The organism is Ruegeria hyattellae (assembly GCF_041537925.1).
Classification (GTDB): Bacteria; Pseudomonadota; Alphaproteobacteria; order Rhodobacterales; family Rhodobacteraceae; genus Ruegeria_C.
The window spans coordinates 319,150-335,910 of the sequence record NZ_JBGOSH010000002.1; the positions used below are offsets into that span (position 1 = coordinate 319,150).

The window sequence follows — 16,761 nt, forward strand, 5'->3', positions numbered from 1 at the left end:
TTATGGGAAAACGACGGTCTCGCCGCGGCGGGAACACCCGGCGATGTGACAGCGCTGCGATGTTTGAAATGGCGTTACAGAAGCGCGTGAAACAGCGCAAAGTTCGGATCGGCGACCTGCAGGTGCACCGCAATATGCAGGCTTTTCAACGACTCGGTCGCCGCTTCGAAATAATCCCAGCAGGCCAGCGATGCCGCAGATCGTAAAACCGCATTTCTACCAGAACCGACACCTCGGGGAACCGGGCGTCATAACCGTCGTGAAAGGCACGGAACCAGATTTGCCACGCGTGCACGAAGCCCTGCTGAACAAGATGCTCGCTGAACCGGTCAGACGCCACCTCGAACGAGGCAAGGTCGTGACCATCCTGCAGGTTGAACGCCCCGTACATGGCGCAAGCTTCCGTTTGCCGATTGGCCATGAGGTCCCTGAGAGTGTTTTCAGCTCATCCGCTAATACCCTGCCCGCTGGGAACGGACGCGACCGGATGCGACGGAGCACCGGGCATGCGCGCCGCCCTTGCATCCGTCCTGCTCATGCCGCGTGTCTCGGCGCAACAGGTCCTGCTATCAGGCAGGTTTTGAGGGTCCACCGCGCAGCTGCTGGCTGACATCTTCGAGCCAGCCGCGCGCGGTGTTGATATTTGAAAGCGCCAGATCAACCTTCTGCGCCGGGCTGCGGCGGGTGCCGTCCTGACGCGGCGGGGCCTCGACCACGCGTTGTTCCACGGCGCGACTGGGGCGCGGTGTAACGGCCAGCAGGGTTTCTTGAATCCGCCGTGTCTCGTCCATCGGGGCGACGCCCAGTTCTTCGCGCAGAATCTGCTCGCAATGGGCGTACTGCCGCAGCGCCAGAGGACGGTTTCCGGCATGGTAATGGCAGCGCATCAGCGCCCGATGCACATGTTCCAGTAGCGGATCAAGCGCCAGCAATGCGCGGCCATGGCGGAGGCCGGAAGCCCAGTCCTGCCGCCCCATCGCTGCATGCAAAAGGAACTCCAACGCTTCAGTGTAATTGGCGCGCAGGCTCTCGCGCCAAAGCAGGCACCAGTCGGAATAGACCGATTCCAGCAGGTCGCCGCGATAGGCCTCAACGGCACGCTCGATCCGTTCAAGATCAGCGGCGGACACCGCCTCGGGGTCTTCTGCCGCCACGATATCAGCCGCCTGGTTGAGGTGATCCACATCCACCTCATGGTCAGGCTGGCGGGTGTATCCAACTTCGTGCTGGGTTCGGACAAGCGACGTGGCGACGTCCATGCCGATGGCGCGCAAAGCGGCGGTGATGCGCCAGAGCTCGGTGTTTAGCGCCTTTCGCCCGCGTTTCTCGGGCAAATGTCCCCAGAACTGTTCGGCCAGACGGGCCCGGTGAAAGGTGCGGCCCGATTCCAGAACCAGAAACGTGAACAATTCGGTCCCCCGGCGGGTGTACAGATCGGCGCTGCGCCCCCCTTTTCCCGTGACCGAAATTTGGCCAAGCAAAAATATCTTTATCATGGGACCTCCTGATGTCGGCCCATTGCAAAACGTGTCGAATTGATGAGGTCGCATTAAGCAGCTTACCTGGGGTCAATTTGAGTGAAGCAGGCGAGTCGCGCAACCTTTTGTTGTAGAGATGGCTTATGTCTGCACAAAATAGCCATGTATGGGGCAGGTGGCTTTGGTAAGGGGGCGGTCAACCGCCTTTATTGAGAATAAGTCGCAAAAGGGTTGACAGTTGCGAGTGATTTGCATTTACGCAAGATCGACTTATCTGCTCTGCAAGGAGACACGGATGCTGACGACCCTGTTCAAGACCTCCTCTGCCGCCGCGCTTGCCGTTGCCTTAGCCACTGGCGCGCAGGCAGACGACAAAATGAAAGTGGTGACCACATTCACCGTTCTAGCCGACATGGCCGCGAACGTGGCGGGGGAGGCGGCCGAGGTGGTCTCGGTCACCAAGCCCGGCGCGGAAATCCACGGCTATGAACCAACGCCGCAGGATATCGTGCGGGCCTCGGATGCCGATCTGATCCTTTGGAATGGCATGAACCTTGAGTTGTGGTTCGAACAATTCCTGTCCAATTTGGATGATGTGCCGTCGGTGACGTTGACCGAGGGCATCGATCCGATCCCGATCGCATCGGGGAATTACGAGGGCAAACCAAACCCGCATGCCTGGATGGGGCTGGATAATGCGCTGATCTATATTGACAATATTGAACAGGCTTTTTCTAAGCATGACCCGAAGAACGCCGAGGTCTACGCGACCAATGCCGCCGCCTATAAGGACGCGCTGCGGGCCACGATCGAACCGCTGCGCGACGCCATCGCCGAGATTCCGCATGATCGCCGCTGGCTGGTCACCTGCGAAGGCGCCTTCAGCTATCTGGCCCGCGATTTCGGCATGGAGGAACTCTATCTCTGGCCGATGAATGCCGATCAGGTCGGCACGCCTCGACAGGTCCGCGCCGTAATCGACGGGGTGCGCGAACATGACATTCCGGTGGTGTTCTGTGAAAGCACTGTCAACACCGCCCCGGCCAAACAGGTGGCGCGCGAAACAGGCGTCGCCTATGGCGGCGAGCTTTATGTCGACTCGCTGAGTGAAGCGGGTGGCGCGGTGCCGACCTATCTGGACCTGCTCAAAGTTACCTCCGGCACCGTGGCACAGGGGCTGACTGAAGCCACAAACTGACGCCCGCTGGGCAAAAAGGATGACCAAATGCGCGATGATCATAGCCTGGCCAGGGACGAGTCAGAATCCGGCGGGTCAGGCGGCGGGATCAGCGCGCAGGATGTGACGGTCACCTATCGCAACGGCCATACCGCCCTGTGGAACGCCAGTTTCGAGATTCCGCGCGGCACCGTCACCGCGCTTGTGGGTGTCAACGGCGCGGGCAAGTCGACGCTTTTCAAGGCGATCATGGGGTTTGTACCCGCGGCACAGGGCGCGATCAGCATCCTCGGGATGGGTGTAAAACAGGCGCTTGGCCAAAACCTCGTCGCTTATGTTCCACAATCGGAGGAGGTGGACTGGGCCTTTCCGGTGCTGGTCGAAGACGTGGTCATGATGGGCCGGTATGGCCATATGGGGTTCCTGCGGCGGCCCAAACAGGCCGACAACGTTGCGGTCGACCAAGCCCTGCGCCGGGTCAACATGCAGGAGTTCCGCCATCGTCAGATCGGAGAGCTGTCGGGTGGCCAGCGCAAGCGGGTCTTTCTGGCCCGCGCCTTGGCGCAGGACGGGCAGGTGATCCTGCTGGACGAACCCTTTACCGGCGTGGATGTTAAAACCGAGGATCAGATCGTGGCGCTGCTGCGCGAGCTGCGGGATGAGGGCCGGGTGATGCTGGTCTCGACCCACAACCTGGGCTCGGTGCCCGAATTCTGCGACCGAACCGTGCTAGTGAAGGGCACTGTGCTGGGCTACGGCCCGACAGAGACCACTTTTACCCGCGAAAACCTTGAAAAGGCCTTTGGCGGGGTGCTGCGTCACTTCACACTGGGCGGCGACACGCTGCATGACGATGAGGATGCACGTCAGGTCACGATCCTGTCGGATGATGAGCGTCCCTTCGTGCAATATGGTGACAAGACCCAGCGCTCGGAGCCGACGGAATGATCGACCACCTGGCCGAGCCGTTCAGCTACAATTACATGACAAACGCAATGTGGGTGTCGGCGCTGGTCGGCGGGGTCTGCGCCTTTCTGTCGGCTTACCTCATGCTCAAGGGCTGGTCGCTGATCGGTGACGCACTGTCCCATTCGGTGGTGCCGGGAGTGGCCGGGGCCTACATTCTAGGGCTGCCATTTTCGCTCGGGGCTTTTCTGGCCGGAGGACTGGCAGCAGGGGCGATGCTGTTCCTGTCCGAACGGTCGGGGTTGAAAGTGGACGTGATCATCGGGTTGATCTTCACGTCGTTCTTCGGGCTGGGCCTGTTCATCGTGTCGATCAACCCGATATCGATTTCGATCCAGACCATTACCATGGGCAATATTCTGGCCATCACGCCCGAGGACACGTTGCAACTGGCGGTCATCGGCTTTGTCTCGCTGACGGTGCTGCTGGCGAAGTGGAAAGACCTGATGGTCACCTTCTTTGACGAGAACCACGCCCGCGCCATCGGGCTGCGACCCGGCCTTCTGAAAGCGGTGTTCTTTGTGCTGCTCTCGGCCTCGGTGGTCGCCGCAATGCAAACGGTCGGCGCATTTCTTGTGATTGCAATGGTAGTGACACCGGGAGCGACGGCTTATCTACTCTGCGACCGGTTTCCCCGACTGATCCTGACCTCGGTCCTGATCGGGTCGGTAACCAGCTTTCTCGGCGCCTATATCAGCTATTTCCTTGACGGTGCGACAGGCGGCATCATCGTTTGCCTGCAGACCCTGCTCTTCCTCGCCGCCTTTGTCTTTGCCCCCAAACACGGGCTTCTGGCAGCCCGGCGCAAGGCTAATGCAGCGCTAAGGCGGGGGCGGCCGCCCAAACCGGAACGGACGGTGGCCTGATGGATCTCGACACCCTGCTGCTACCCTTCCAATTCGCCTTTATGCAGAACGCTTTCCTGATCTCGATGATCGTGTCGGTGCCCACGGCGCTGCTGTCGTGTTTCCTGGTAATGAAGGGCTGGGCGTTGATGGGCGATGCGGTCAGCCATGCAGTATTGCCGGGGATCGTGCTGGCCTACATCTTGGGCTTGCCTCTGATCGTCGGGGCCTTTGCGGCGGGCATGACCTGCGCCATGGCCACCGGGTATCTTTCCAGCAACAGCCGGGTGAAGCAGGACACGGTGATGGGCGTGGTGTTCTCCGGTATGTTCGGGCTGGGCATCGTGCTGTATGTCTCCGTTCCGACCAATGCGCATCTCGATCATATCCTGTTTGGCAACATGCTGGGGGTCGAGCCGCATGAACTGTGGCAAGCCGCGATTATCTCGGGTGGCGTGGCGCTGATGCTGGTTCTGAAATGGAAGGACCTGCTGCTGCACAGTTTCGATCCGGCACAAGCGCGCGCCTCGGGGCTTTGGGTGAACTGGTTGCACTATGGCTTGCTGGGCGCGCTGTCACTGACCATAGTTGCGACACTGTCAGCAGCGGGGCTGATCTTGGCCATCGGGCTGTTGATCGCTCCGGGGGCAATTGCCTTTCTGATCGTGCGCAAGTTTTCGACCATGCTCTGGGTCTCGGTTCTGGCCTGTATGGCTGCGATGCTGATGGGCACTTATGCCAGCTTCTTCCTCGACAGTGCGCCCGCGCCGACCATCGTGCTGATCCTGACCGCTATGTTCCTCATCGCCTTTGTGCGACGGCAGATCATAACGCGCCGCATGTCGATGCGTCGGGTCGAAGCCGCCTCACTTGAAAGCCCGACCTCCTGATGGTGCGCATCGTGATCGCGGGCGCAGGTGCCATCGGCTGCTTCACCGGCGGGTTACTTGCGCACGGCGGACATCAGGTCACGCTGCTGGGGCGGGCGCGTATCCTGGATGCGGTACGGGAAAACGGGCTAACCATCAGCGATTTCTCGGGGCTTTCCGCTCATATTCCTGCCGCTGATCTTACCATTTCCGAGGACCCGGGCTGTCTCGCCGAGGCCGAACTGGTGATCGTGACGGTCAAGACAACTGCAACTGCAGAGATCGCGCAGCAGATCGCCTCATATGCGCCAACCGATGCGCCGGTTCTGTCCTGGCAGAACGGGATCACCAATGCCGACACCCTGCGCACGGCCTTGCCAGACCGCGATATCCGCGCCGGGATGGTGCCCTTCAACGTCGTGCCGAAAGAAGCGGGCAGCTATCACCGAGCCACGTCGGGCGATATCGTAATCGAAGCGGGACAGGGCGCTCTGGGTAAGATACTGAACGTGCCGGATCTGGCAGTCTCTGAAAGCGACCGGATCGAGGCGGTGCAATGGGGCAAACTGCTGATCAACCTCAACAATGCGCTCAACGCTTTGTCGGGACTGACGTTGCAGGAGCAGTTGCTGGACCGGAGCTGGCGCCGCCTGATGGCTGATCAAATGCAGGAGGCGCTGGCGGTGTTCAAAGCCGCCGGTATCGCCACGCAATCTACTACCCCGCTAGCCACCTGGATGCTGCCACATGTGCTGCGTCTGCCGACCCCACTGTTTTCGCGGGTCGCGGCACGCATGCTGACCATCGACCCGCATGCGCGCACTTCGATGGCTTATGACCTGATGGCAGGCCGCGCGACCGAGATCGACACTTTGCAAGGCGAGATCATCGCGCTGGGGCAGCGATATGGCCGACCCACTCCACTTTGCGGCGTTGTGGCCGCGCTGATCCGCAGCGCGCCCGATCAGGCGTTGACGCCGGTTGACATTCGCGCCGCCTGAGCCTGCATACCTACATGAACGCCCTAAGCCCAGTGAACAGAGCCGCCGACAGCAGCGCTGTGGCAGGCACAGTCACCACCCAGGCGGCGATGATGGTCATGAAATGCGACCGGCGCACCAGTTTGCGGTGGCGACGTTCTTCTGTAGCGATCCGCTGCAAGCTCGGTGTCCGGCGCTGACGATATTGATTGTGCCATTCGCGATAAAACCCCACACCGAACACGCTGCCAACCGCGATATGGGTGGAACTGACCGGCAGGCCCTGCCAACTGGCCAGCAGCACGGTGATGGCGGTCGACAAGGCGACGCAGAAGGCCCGCATCGGGTTCAGCTTGGTAATCTGCGTGCCCACCATGCGAATAAGTCGCGGCCCGAACAGGAACAGGCCGAACGAGATCCCGAAGGCCCCGATCGCCATCACCCAGCCGGGCACCGGGACCTGTGCCGCAAAGGCACCAAACTGACTGCTATGAACAATGGCCGCCACCGGCCCCACCGCATTGGCAACATCATTGGCGCCATGGGCGAAACTCAACAGCGTGGCCGCGACAACCAGCGGCAGGCCAAACAGGCTTTTGAGTGAACGGGCCCGGTTCTCCATCCCCTCGGATCTGCGCCGGACCCATGGCACGGTCAGCCACCATGTGAGCGCGCCGGCGAGCAGACCAACCAACAGTGCCGTGACCAGCTCGATCCTGACGACCCGCTGCAGGCCTTTTATCGCCAGATAAGCCACAAAGGCCCCCGCCATTACCGCAACCAGAATGGGCACCCAGAACCGGGCGGCTGCTATCTTGTCGTCTTGATCCTGAATGCGGGCCTTGATCAGCGCCAGAATTGCGGCGGCGATGAAACCGCCCAACAAGGGTGCAATGACCCAGCTTGCCGCGATTGCGCCCATCATGGGCCAGTTGACCGCCGTCAGCCCGGCAGCCGAGACACCTGCTCCCATGACCCCGCCAACTACCGAATGAGTGGTCGAGACAGGGGCCCGGATGAGCGTGGCGAAATTAACCCACAGCGCCGACGAGATCAGCGCCGCCAGCATCGCCCAGATAAAGACCTGCGCGTCCTGCATCGCGGTGGGGTCGACGATATCCTTGGCGATGGTTTCGACCACGTCGCCTCCCGCCAGCAGCGCACCGGCGCTTTCGGCCAGGGCAGCGATGCAGATCGCGGTCCCCATACTCAGCGCGTTTGCGCCCACCGCGGGGCCCATGTTGTTGGCCACGTCATTGGCGCCGATATTCATCGCCATATATGCGCCGAAGATCGCAGCCGCGATCACCACCAGCCCGCCGGTAGTCTGCCCAAAAAACAGCGCCGCCGCGAGACCGGCAAGCACGATGAAGACAAGCGAAAGGCCCAGCGCGACCAGTGGGCGCGCTGCGTACGAGGCGGCCAACTCGGCGCGCGAGATGCGGCTCAGGTCACGATCCAGCTTGGTCCAGCGGATTTCGTCCGGGTGGTCACTCATGATGCCACCTGTATAGCGCATCCCTCGGGCTAAGACCGAACGACTTGTGGTTCAGGGAGATCACATGTGGCAATCGGTAAGATCAGAGCGCGCGCAGCAGGTCTTGCAGTTTCGGCTCGGCCACCAGATTTGCGGCCTCTCCGGGGGGCATCCAGCGCCGTTCGCGCTGACCCGCCTCGGGGAATTCATCGACAAGGGTGTCGACCCTGACCCGATAGACGCTCACCCGTACCGGCTGCGTTGTGCCGTCTTTCAGGCCCTTACCGTAGTCAAAGCTGCCGACCGGATCCTCATCCACCTGTTCGGCCAGAACGCCCGCCTCTTCCCAGGCTTCCTGAACTGCGGCTTCCGCGCCGGTCTTGCCGTCGATGGGCCAGCCCTTGGGCACCACCCAGCGGCCGGACCCCCGGCTGGTGATCATCAGAACTTCCTGTTTTTTCTCACGACCGCGCACACAAAGAGCAGCGACCTGCACCGCCTCCGGTCGCAGGAGAAGGGGACGCACGACCTCTTCCCAGGTACTCTTTAACGCCAAAAACATTCCTGCCGAACCTTTCAGTGCCGCTTATGCACGCGGCTATAGCCCTGATACTTGGCCATTTTGCGCGATTTTTCAACAAAACCGGGGGCATTCGGACCCCATAAACCTAAAAATTTGCATTATGATCACAAAAATAGTGCCAAAAGCGGCGATTTTCCGCCCTAATTTGCGCTTAGCGCCCCGATGGACGGCGTTTGGCGCGCAGGGTAGGATCGGCCAGCGTCGGGTCCTCGGGCCAGGGATGTTTGGGATATTGCGCACGCATATCCTTACGTACATCCGCATAAGAACCCGCCCAGAACCCCGGCAGATCACGGGTGATCTGGATCGGGCGCCGTGCGGGTGACAGCAGCGTGACCTTCAGCGGCACACCGCCGCTTTCAGGATGGCGGGTCACGCCGAACATCTCTTGCAGACGGACCGAGATCTCGGGGCCGTCCGGCCCATAATCAATCGCCACTTTGCGCCCCAGCGGGGTGGAGAACTGACCCGGAACGCGGCGGTCCAATTCCTGCATCTGGGACCAGCTGAGCACGGCCTGCAGAGCAGGGTAGAGGTCGAACCTTCGCCAGTCCTGCGCGTTGCGCACGCCGTCCAGCATCGGCAGCAACCAGTCTTCGAGGGTATCGGTCAGGCCCGAAAGCGAGAAATCGGGGAAATCACCGCCTTCGGTGCGGGCCAGTTCCACGCGGGTGGCCAACCTTGCTGCGGAACCCTCCAGCCGCATGCCCAGATCGCGCACGCCATCCAGCATCGCCTGTGCCACAAGATCGGGCGGGACCTCTTTCCAAATACGATCCTCCAGCGTGATGGCGCCCAGCCGTTCCTGCCTGCGCGCGATCACGCGGCGTTCACGCCGGGACCAGGAGCAGCTGTCGACCCATTCGATCTGTGCACCGAAGGTCTCATGCAACTCGTGCTCGGTGATTTGGATCGCCTGACGGATGCGCGCTTCGCGCGGGTTGCCGTCGGTGTCGGTGGCGATCAGGTAAGGCGCGCGCACCAGCGGATCACCCGCATCCAGTACCGCGCCCTTGCCCCCGCTCAGAACAAAGCGCGCCGCGTCGCCCGGGCGGCGCTGCCCGATGCGGTCGGGATAGGCCAGCGCAGCCATCACTGCCGGGCTGACAGCCTCGGTCCCCTTCGGGGCCTGCCGTACCAACCGCCGGGCTTCTTCCTTGACCCGGCTCACGGCGCTGGGATTTACCTGATAGGGCCGCTCATGGCGGAAGCGCCGTAGATCGCGCAGCGCTGCCAGCCGTAGGCTCAGATCCACCGGCGCGCCGCGCAGAATGTCGCGATCCGCCATCAGGGCGGCCAGCGGCGCGGCATCGCGCCCGGCGCGGAGTAACATATGCCCAAGACGCGGATGCAGCGGCAGCCGCGCCAGGGCCCGCCCGTGTTCAGTGATCCGCCCGTGCGCATCCAGCGCGCCCAACAGCGTTAGCAGCGCGCGCGCCTCCTGCATTGCGCGCTCGGGCGGGGCGGTCAGAAACGGCAAATCCTGCGCTGCTGCCCCCCAAAGCGCCAGTTCCAGCGCCAGCCCGGTCAGGTCGGTTGCTTCGATCTCGGCGGGAGGGTAGGCCATCAGCGCGCCCTCTTCGCCTTTGGACCACATCCGGAAACACGCGCCCTCGGCCACGCGCCCTGCACGGCCTGCGCGCTGGGTAGCTTCGGCGCGGGTGACCCGTTCGGTCACCAACCGCGACATGCCCGAGCCCGGATCGAACCGCGCCCGCCGCGCCCGACCCATATCGACTACCGCGCGCACATCCGGCAGGGTCAGCGAGGTTTCGGCTATGGATGTGGCCAGAACCAGCTTGCGCCCCGAGTTTGCAGTGGCGATAGCCTTGCGCTGCTCGGCAAAGGGCAGGGCACCAAACAGGGGATGCACCGCGCAGTCGTTGGGCAGGCGGTCGGTCAGACGGGACTGCAGCCGCCGGATCTCGCCCTCACCCGGCAGAAAGACCAGTACACTGCCGCCTCTGCTGCGGGTTTCCTTCTCGGCTGTGAACACAAGATCGGTCAATGCCGTCAGTGGATCAGCGTCTTTCCCAATCGGACGGTCCAGCCAGCGCAGATCGACCGGATAGCTGCGCCCTTCAGAGCTGACCAACGGCGCCTGCATCAGCTCTGCCACCGGCCCCGCATCCAGCGTTGCGGACATGGCCAGCAGGATCAGATCGTCGCGCAGCGCACCCGTCACCTCCAGGCACAACGCCAAGCCCAGATCGGCGTTGAGCGAGCGTTCGTGGAATTCGTCAAAGATCACCGCACCCACACCGGGCAGGTCAGGGTCGGATTGCAGCATCCGGGTCAGGATGCCCTCGGTCACCACTTCGATGCGGGTTTGCGGGCCGGTTTTCGCCTCGCCCCGGATGCGATAGCCTACCGTTTCGCCGACCCGCTCGCCCAGGGTCTCGGCCATCCGCTCGGCAGCGGCGCGGGTGGCCAGACGGCGCGGCTCGAGCATGATGATCCGCCCTTCGGTCAGCCCATCCTCTAGCATGGCTAGGGGCACCCGCGTGGTCTTGCCCGCGCCCGGCGGGGCTTGCAGCACGGCCCGACGTGACCGGCGCAGCGCATCCAGCAGATCGGGCAGGGCATCGTCGATGGGCAGTCTCGTCATGCCGGGCCTTATCGTCCAACCCCGCGCCTGCGTCTAGCGCCGTATGATCGTGGCGGGACCGAAGAGGGTATCTGACCGGACCTCAACCAGCCGCATCAACTCGCCTGCGGGGGCGTAGGTAACGGTGAATTCGAAATTGCGCTTTCGCTTCAGGTCCTCGGGCGAATAGCCGCCAACGCGGCGAAAGATGCCGTGGCAGGTGATCAGCGGCCCTGCCTCAGTGCGGCGAGTCATTGCCAGTTCGGTCAGGCGCTTGCCATCGAAGATGCGCTGCGTCAGGTTACACAGCCCCTGCGCCGGCTGATCGCGCATCACCACAAAAAGCGCCGAAAGCGGATCAAGTGCGCCTTTTTGTTCGGCATCTGTAACGGCGTGTTTGGAATTGCGCCCTGAGCCAGGACCGTCACGGCGGGCAATGCCCCCGGAATAGGTCAGCCGTTCCTTTGACTGGCGGCGGCCGGTGTCCATCTCTTCGATATAGTTGCGCGGCTGGAAGGTGTCACCCTGCACGCGGCCGTTGGATTTTAGCTGAAACCAAACGCCGGATAGCGCATTGACCAGCCCGGTCGTCTCGAATCGCGAGGCGACAGAATAGCGCGAGCCTTTGACCACGCCGGACAGTGCCAGATCACCGACCTTTGCGCCAAGCGCGCGCACGTCATATTGCCCTTCGGTCTGCTGAGCACAGGCAAGGCTCGGCAGGCACAGAAGCAGGACGACCCCTATCATTCGCATCGCTTTTGATCCCTGTCGGTTCGGTACTGGACAAAGGCGATATACCCACGGCATGAAGGCACCACAACAGCATTGGCGGGGCCATGACGACCGATACTTTGTCAGACAGGATCTTGAAGGGCGAGCGCCGGGCACTGGCCCGTGCCATCACTCTGGTCGAAAGCCAGCGCGCCGATCACCGGGCCGAGGCCGCTTCGCTACTGGACCAGCTGCGCAAATCGGGCCGTCAGGCGGTCCGCATTGGCTTATCCGGCACACCGGGCGTCGGCAAGTCGACCTTTATCGAAAGCTTCGGCATGTTTCTGACCGGACAGGGGCTGCGGGTGGCGGTGCTGGCTGTCGATCCCAGCTCGGCCCGCTCAGGTGGCTCGATTCTGGGCGACAAGACCCGGATGGACCGCCTGTCGCGCGACCCCAACGCCTTTATCCGCCCCTCGCCCAGCCAAGCGCATCTGGGCGGCGTGGCGCGCCGCACTCGCGAGGCAGTGAGCCTGTGCGAGGCGGCAGGGTTCGACGTGGTGCTGATCGAAACCGTGGGTGTAGGTCAGTCGGAAACTGTCGTGGCCGAGATCTCTGACCTGTTCCTGTTGCTTCTCGCGCCTGCGGGCGGGGATGAACTTCAAGGTGTCAAGCGCGGCATCATGGAGATGGCCGACCTGATTCTCGTCAACAAGGCCGATGGTGATCTGCGCCCGGCCGCCACCCGCACCTGCGCCGATTACTCCGGCGCGCTGCGCCTGCTACGCAAACGCCCGCAGGACCCTGACGGCTATCCCAAAGCGCTGATGGTTTCGGCATTGGAAGAGGCCGGACTGACCAAAGCCTGGGAAGACATGACATCTCTGGTGACCTGGCGTCGTGAAAACGGGTTCTGGGACCGCCGCCGCGCCGATCAGGCGCGCTACTGGTTCGAGCAGGAGGTCCGCCACGCGCTGCTGTCCCGTCTGGAGACATCGCAGGCACAGGCCGAATTGGAACGCCTGGGCTCCGGCGTGGCCAGCGGCGCGCTCAGCCCCACTACCGCCGCAAAGCAGATGCTGACAAAACTCGCGCAAGCCTGACTGCTTTTGCACTCGGGATTCGTCGCAGGTAGAGAATGCGCCTTCGATTCTGTATAGTAACGGCAAATGCAATTAAAGTTTGCGTTTTGTCACGGCGCTGAACCAGGTCGAAAATCCGGTAGGGGCACAGTGTAGACCGGATTTGCGGGAACGGATGACCATGCCCAATATCACCGGGACAAGCAACGCCGACTTCGTAGATGTCACCAATGATAACGGGACCCTGAACGGAACGCCGCAAGGGATATCGATCGACAACATCTGGGCGCGCGGCGGTGACGACACCGTAACTGTCACTGACAGCAACATTTCCGGCGATATTGTCGGCAATAGCGGCGATGACACCATCTCGGTTACGGACAGCACTGTTGCCGGACGGATTGTCGGCGGTGCCGATTCAGACACGCTCGATATCGACGGGTCGGTCGTCGCGCGCGTGAGCGGCAATACCGGCGAGGATACCATCACGATTTCGGGCGGCTCGGATGTCCAGCAAGTCTTTGCTGGCGGGGACAATGATAGCGTCAGCGTTCAGGAAGCGCGCGTTGGGAACCTTCAGCTCAGTTCCGGGGACGATTCGCTTACATTTGTGAATTCCGATGCCACGGGCATCCTGAATGGCGGGGCAGGCATCGACACGTTGGGGCTGCCTATTGGCACAGTGGTCACCGATAGCACATTCGGGACTTTCACGGTGTTGGTCGGAGGCAGCTATTCCGTGCCCGCCGAGACATTCCTGCTTCCGACCGGGCAGAGTGTTCGCTATTCGACTTTCGAAAACCTGTCGGCAGTTCCATGTCTGACGCGATCCACCCGTATTCTGGCCCAAGACGGAATGGTTGAAATCCAAGACCTCAGAGTCGGTGATCTGATATCGACGCTTGGAAATGGCTTGCAACCCATCCGCTGGATCGGTCGCCGTCGGTTTGACGCAAAGGCGCTGACAGAGAGCCCCAACTTGCGCCCTGTCCGCATTCTGGCAGGCGCGATGGGCAGCGCATTGCCGCGCCGTGATCTGCTGGTGTCCCGGCAACATCGCATGCTGGTTCGCTCCAGGATCGCTCAGCGCATGTTCGGGGAATCCGAGGTGCTGATTCCGGCGATCAAGCTGACGGCCCTTCCGGGGGTCTTCGTGGATGCATCGGCAGAATCAGTCGAGTATTTTCACCTGCTCTTCGACGCGCACCAGATAATCTACGCCGAAAACACCCCCACAGAGAGCCTTTTCACTGGCCCCGAAGCGCTTAAATCACTCGGCAGTGCTGTGCGCGAAGAGATCCTCGGCATTTTCCCGGAACTGGCAGATATCAGCCATATCGCGGATCTGGCCCGGTACATCCCGCACGGGCGACCCCAAGGGCAACTGGTTGAGCGGCATCTGAAAAACAACAAACCGATGTTGCAGTCCGTATGTCCGACCTTGCCCGTGTTGGGATGACAAATCGAGGCAAAGATTTCGGCCCACCCGTCTTGACCCTTCCCGCGATTCCTCTTACACGCATCCAACCAGTTTTCGGGCGCGCCTTCGGGCCGCGCCCTTCATGATTTGGCAGGGGCCTGACACAGGGTTGGAACCACTGCCGCCAGATACGAAGGATGAAACCCATGTCGCGCCGTTGCGAACTGACCGGAAAAGGCCCGATGACTGGCAACAATGTCAGCCACGCCAAAAACAGAACCCGTCGCCGGTTCCTGCCCAACCTGAATGATGTGACCCTGCAGTCGGAAACTCTGGGCCGTGGCGTCAAGCTGCGGATCTCGGCTGCGGCCCTGCGCTCGGTCGATCACCGCGGTGGTCTGGACGCGTTCCTGGCCAAGGCAAAGGACGACGAACTGTCGGCCAACGCGCTGAAGGTCAAGAAAGAGATCGCGAAGGCACAAACCGCTACCGCCTGATCACTGATCGGATGGACAATATAAACCCCGCACCGGAACCGGTGCGGGGTTTTCTTGTTTGGATATCTTGTGCGGATCAGGACGAGATACGGACCTGAGCAATCGCTTTCTGAAACACCGGGTTGGCGATGATCACATCCGCATTGGCATGGCCCAAGGTCTGACCGGTGATGACATCCATCGGGTAGTGCAGGCCTCCGTTCACACGGCCATAGCCAACCTGTTCGGCCAGATCGATCAGGGTAGTCTCATGCTCGGGGAAAGCCTCGGACAGGAGCCGGGCATAGATCACCGCGCGGATAGAGTGGCCGCTGGGGTAGGAGGCGACGGGGCGCACGTCACCGATCGGTTCCACAGCATCGTTCACCACGAAGGGTCGGGGGAGGCTATAAACCGATTTGAGCGCATCATAGTCAGAGCGCACCTCGTCGATCGACTGATCGATCACGATCTTGAGTCTCGCCGCATCGACGGTGAATACGTCCGAGACGAGAACGGGCCAGAACCTCTCGACGGTGAGCGGTGTTTCCACGAATTCGACTTGCTCCGGCGTGCGCGTCACCTGCTCCCATTCGACAATTGCCATCCGGGTGTCAAACGCTGCGCTGTCCATCTCGGGCGGCGGCGGGATCAGTTCCGTCGCGGTTACGCTGCCTTCGGGCAGGTACCTTTCGGTCGCTGCATAGCTCGGTTGCGCCACGCCAATCATCAGCAAGGCGAGCCCCACCGCAAATGCCGGGGCTATCAGATAATTTCTGGTCGGTCTCATATCGGAATCTCCTTTCCCGGTCGCGCGACAACCTTCTGTTGTGTGATCACAAGAAGATGGGAAGGTGACCAGCCGAACCCAAGCGCAGGCGGGGAGATTGGCGGCAGATGAGCAAATCATCATATGGGCTTAATGCCTGCGAGATCGGGTGTTCAAGCGGTCTTGTCTGTGTCAGGCGTCCGCGTCGATCCCGGCGCTGAAAAACACTGTACCGTCCATGATGCGACGTTGGGTGCGGAAGGTGCTGGCCGATATGGCTTCTGGGCCGTCAGAGCCTTGCGTGACCTTCGCCATCACTGGCAGAACACCGGAGGGGTTGCCGATGCGCAACGGCCGTGACGTGCCGGCGATCCGATTGACCAATGTGCCGGGAATATGCGCAGCCACACCGGTGCACATGCCCCCGGTGAGCGTAATCGCGCGATGGGAATTGCCCATCGAGATCAACCGCACGCCAAGATCGTGACTGTCTGCGCCATGGGTGCAGCCATCCAGCGCTGTAAAGGCCTGTGGGTCGCCGATGATGGCGACCTTGGGATTGGACAGCGAAGCCTCTGTGACGGTTTCGGCCATGCCCATTGCCACTGCAGCTTCGCGACGGATGGCTTCCATCCGCGCCATGTAATCGGCATCCGCATCAAGCGCTTGTGGCAGTTCGGTAGCCGTTTTACCTAGCGCTGCGGCCCGCACAAAAACCACCGGGTTGGCCGCGTCCACCAGCGATGCCTCTACCGCGCCCAGCCCGGCGACCTGCAAGATATTCAAAGGCTTGCCCGTCGGCAGCAGCCTGCCGGTTGCCGCCCCGCCGGGGCGCAGAAATTCGAGCGTTACGCGCGCGCCGGACCCTGAAACACCGGGAATCGTGAAATCTCCTTGCTCGACCGGCATACCGCCCTGAACCGGGAACCGCACGTGATAGATCTGACCGGTATTGGTGTTGAAAATCCGCACCAGAGCATCGCCATCCTCATCTGCCTGCACCATCCCTTCCTCGACCGCGAAGGGGCCCACGCAGGAAGTCATATTTCCGCAGGCCGAACCATAATCGGCCACCGGCTGATCCACCGCAATCTGCACGAAAGTGTAGTCCACATCCGCGTCCTTACGCGACGAGCGCTCTACAATCACCACCTTGGACAGCGAAGAAATGCCGCCGCCCATGCCGTCAAGTTGCCTGCCATAGGGATCGGGGCTGCCCAGAACCTGCAGAAAGATGCGGTCGCGCACAGCGCGCTCCGCAGGCAGATCGGTGCCGTTGAACACCACTGCCTTCGACGTGCCACCGCGATAGAACGCAGCCCTGATCCGATTTCGCAT

16 protein-coding genes are annotated in these 16,761 nt (G+C 61.8%); 8 read left to right on the forward strand and 8 right to left on the reverse strand.

Annotated elements, in window-relative coordinates:
- Window positions 1-145: 145 nt before the first annotated feature.
- Together AB1E33_RS05455 and AB1E33_RS05460 are read right to left on the reverse strand one after the other, a co-directional pair.
- Window positions 146-391, reverse strand: a complete 246-nt coding sequence (locus AB1E33_RS05455) for a hypothetical protein (RefSeq protein ID WP_372576248.1) — start codon at window positions 389-391, stop codon at window positions 146-148.
- 178 nt (window positions 392-569) lie between these two features.
- On the reverse strand, window positions 570-1,496 hold the full coding sequence (locus tag AB1E33_RS05460) for an AfsR/SARP family transcriptional regulator (protein WP_372576249.1): 927 nt from the start codon (window positions 1,494-1,496) through the stop codon (window positions 570-572).
- 277 nt (window positions 1,497-1,773) lie between these two features.
- Between AB1E33_RS05460 and AB1E33_RS05465 the strand changes: the two genes are divergently transcribed.
- Genes AB1E33_RS05465 through AB1E33_RS05485 form a run of 5 tightly spaced genes read left to right on the forward strand, consistent with a single transcriptional unit; the run spans window position 1,774 to window position 6,336 of the window.
- Window positions 1,774-2,676: a metal ABC transporter substrate-binding protein gene (locus AB1E33_RS05465; protein WP_372576250.1), complete on the forward strand. Its 903-nt coding sequence runs from the start codon at window positions 1,774-1,776 to the stop codon at window positions 2,674-2,676.
- A 27-nt stretch (window positions 2,677-2,703) separates the two neighbouring features.
- Window positions 2,704-3,603 (forward strand): manganese/iron ABC transporter ATP-binding protein, encoded by a 900-nt coding sequence (locus AB1E33_RS05470; RefSeq protein WP_372576251.1) that lies wholly within the window; start codon window positions 2,704-2,706, stop codon window positions 3,601-3,603.
- Window positions 3,600-4,487: a metal ABC transporter permease gene (locus tag AB1E33_RS05475; RefSeq protein WP_372576252.1), complete on the forward strand. Its 888-nt coding sequence runs from the start codon at window positions 3,600-3,602 to the stop codon at window positions 4,485-4,487. Before AB1E33_RS05470 ends, AB1E33_RS05475 begins: the two co-directional genes overlap by 4 nt.
- On the forward strand, window positions 4,487-5,356 hold the full coding sequence (locus AB1E33_RS05480) for a metal ABC transporter permease (RefSeq protein ID WP_372576253.1): 870 nt from the start codon (window positions 4,487-4,489) through the stop codon (window positions 5,354-5,356). The genes AB1E33_RS05475 and AB1E33_RS05480 overlap by 1 nt, the downstream gene beginning before the upstream one ends.
- Window positions 5,356-6,336: a 2-dehydropantoate 2-reductase gene (locus tag AB1E33_RS05485; protein ID WP_372576254.1), complete on the forward strand. Its 981-nt coding sequence runs from the start codon at window positions 5,356-5,358 to the stop codon at window positions 6,334-6,336. The genes AB1E33_RS05480 and AB1E33_RS05485 overlap by 1 nt, the downstream gene beginning before the upstream one ends.
- A 10-nt stretch (window positions 6,337-6,346) precedes the next feature.
- Here AB1E33_RS05485 and AB1E33_RS05490 read toward each other — a convergent pair whose 3' ends face one another.
- The 4 genes from AB1E33_RS05490 to AB1E33_RS05505 form a co-directional block, all read right to left on the reverse strand.
- Window positions 6,347-7,813 carry an inorganic phosphate transporter gene (locus AB1E33_RS05490; RefSeq protein WP_372576255.1) on the reverse strand — a complete coding sequence of 489 codons (1,467 nt, stop codon included), beginning with the start codon at window positions 7,811-7,813 and terminating at the stop codon, window positions 6,347-6,349.
- An 82-nt stretch (window positions 7,814-7,895) separates the two neighbouring features.
- Complete coding sequence (locus tag AB1E33_RS05495; RefSeq protein ID WP_372576256.1) at window positions 7,896-8,318, reverse strand: NUDIX hydrolase; 423 nt, start codon at window positions 8,316-8,318, stop codon at window positions 7,896-7,898.
- A 208-nt stretch (window positions 8,319-8,526) separates the two neighbouring features.
- Entirely contained in the window at window positions 8,527-10,983 is a 2,457-nt protein-coding gene (gene hrpB, locus AB1E33_RS05500; RefSeq protein WP_372576257.1) for an ATP-dependent helicase HrpB, read from the reverse strand.
- Between the two features lie 33 nt (window positions 10,984-11,016).
- A complete protein-coding gene (locus AB1E33_RS05505) occupies window positions 11,017-11,718 on the reverse strand; it encodes a DUF3108 domain-containing protein (protein ID WP_372576258.1) in 702 nt (233 codons plus the stop codon).
- Between the two features lie 83 nt (window positions 11,719-11,801).
- Between AB1E33_RS05505 and meaB the strand changes: the two genes are divergently transcribed.
- The 3 genes from meaB (at window position 11,802) to rpmB (ending at window position 14,675) form a co-directional block, all read left to right on the forward strand.
- Window positions 11,802-12,779, forward strand: coding sequence for a methylmalonyl Co-A mutase-associated GTPase MeaB (meaB, locus tag AB1E33_RS05510; RefSeq protein WP_372576259.1), 978 nt, complete (start codon window positions 11,802-11,804; stop codon window positions 12,777-12,779).
- Between the two features lie 160 nt (window positions 12,780-12,939).
- Window positions 12,940-14,217, forward strand: a complete 1,278-nt coding sequence (locus AB1E33_RS05515; protein ID WP_372576260.1) for a Hint domain-containing protein — start codon at window positions 12,940-12,942, stop codon at window positions 14,215-14,217.
- 167 nt (window positions 14,218-14,384) lie between these two features.
- Complete coding sequence (gene rpmB / locus AB1E33_RS05520; protein WP_372576261.1) at window positions 14,385-14,675, forward strand: 50S ribosomal protein L28; 291 nt, start codon at window positions 14,385-14,387, stop codon at window positions 14,673-14,675.
- A 76-nt stretch (window positions 14,676-14,751) separates the two neighbouring features.
- Here the strand turns inward: rpmB and AB1E33_RS05525 are convergent, their stop codons facing one another.
- Both AB1E33_RS05525 and AB1E33_RS05530 read right to left on the reverse strand, forming a co-directional pair.
- Window positions 14,752-15,444 carry a phosphatase PAP2 family protein gene (locus AB1E33_RS05525; RefSeq protein ID WP_372576262.1) on the reverse strand — a complete coding sequence of 231 codons (693 nt, stop codon included), beginning with the start codon at window positions 15,442-15,444 and terminating at the stop codon, window positions 14,752-14,754.
- A gap of 171 nt (window positions 15,445-15,615) precedes the next feature.
- Entirely contained in the window at window positions 15,616-16,761 is a 1,146-nt protein-coding gene (locus tag AB1E33_RS05530) for a 2-methylaconitate cis-trans isomerase PrpF family protein (RefSeq protein WP_372576263.1), read from the reverse strand.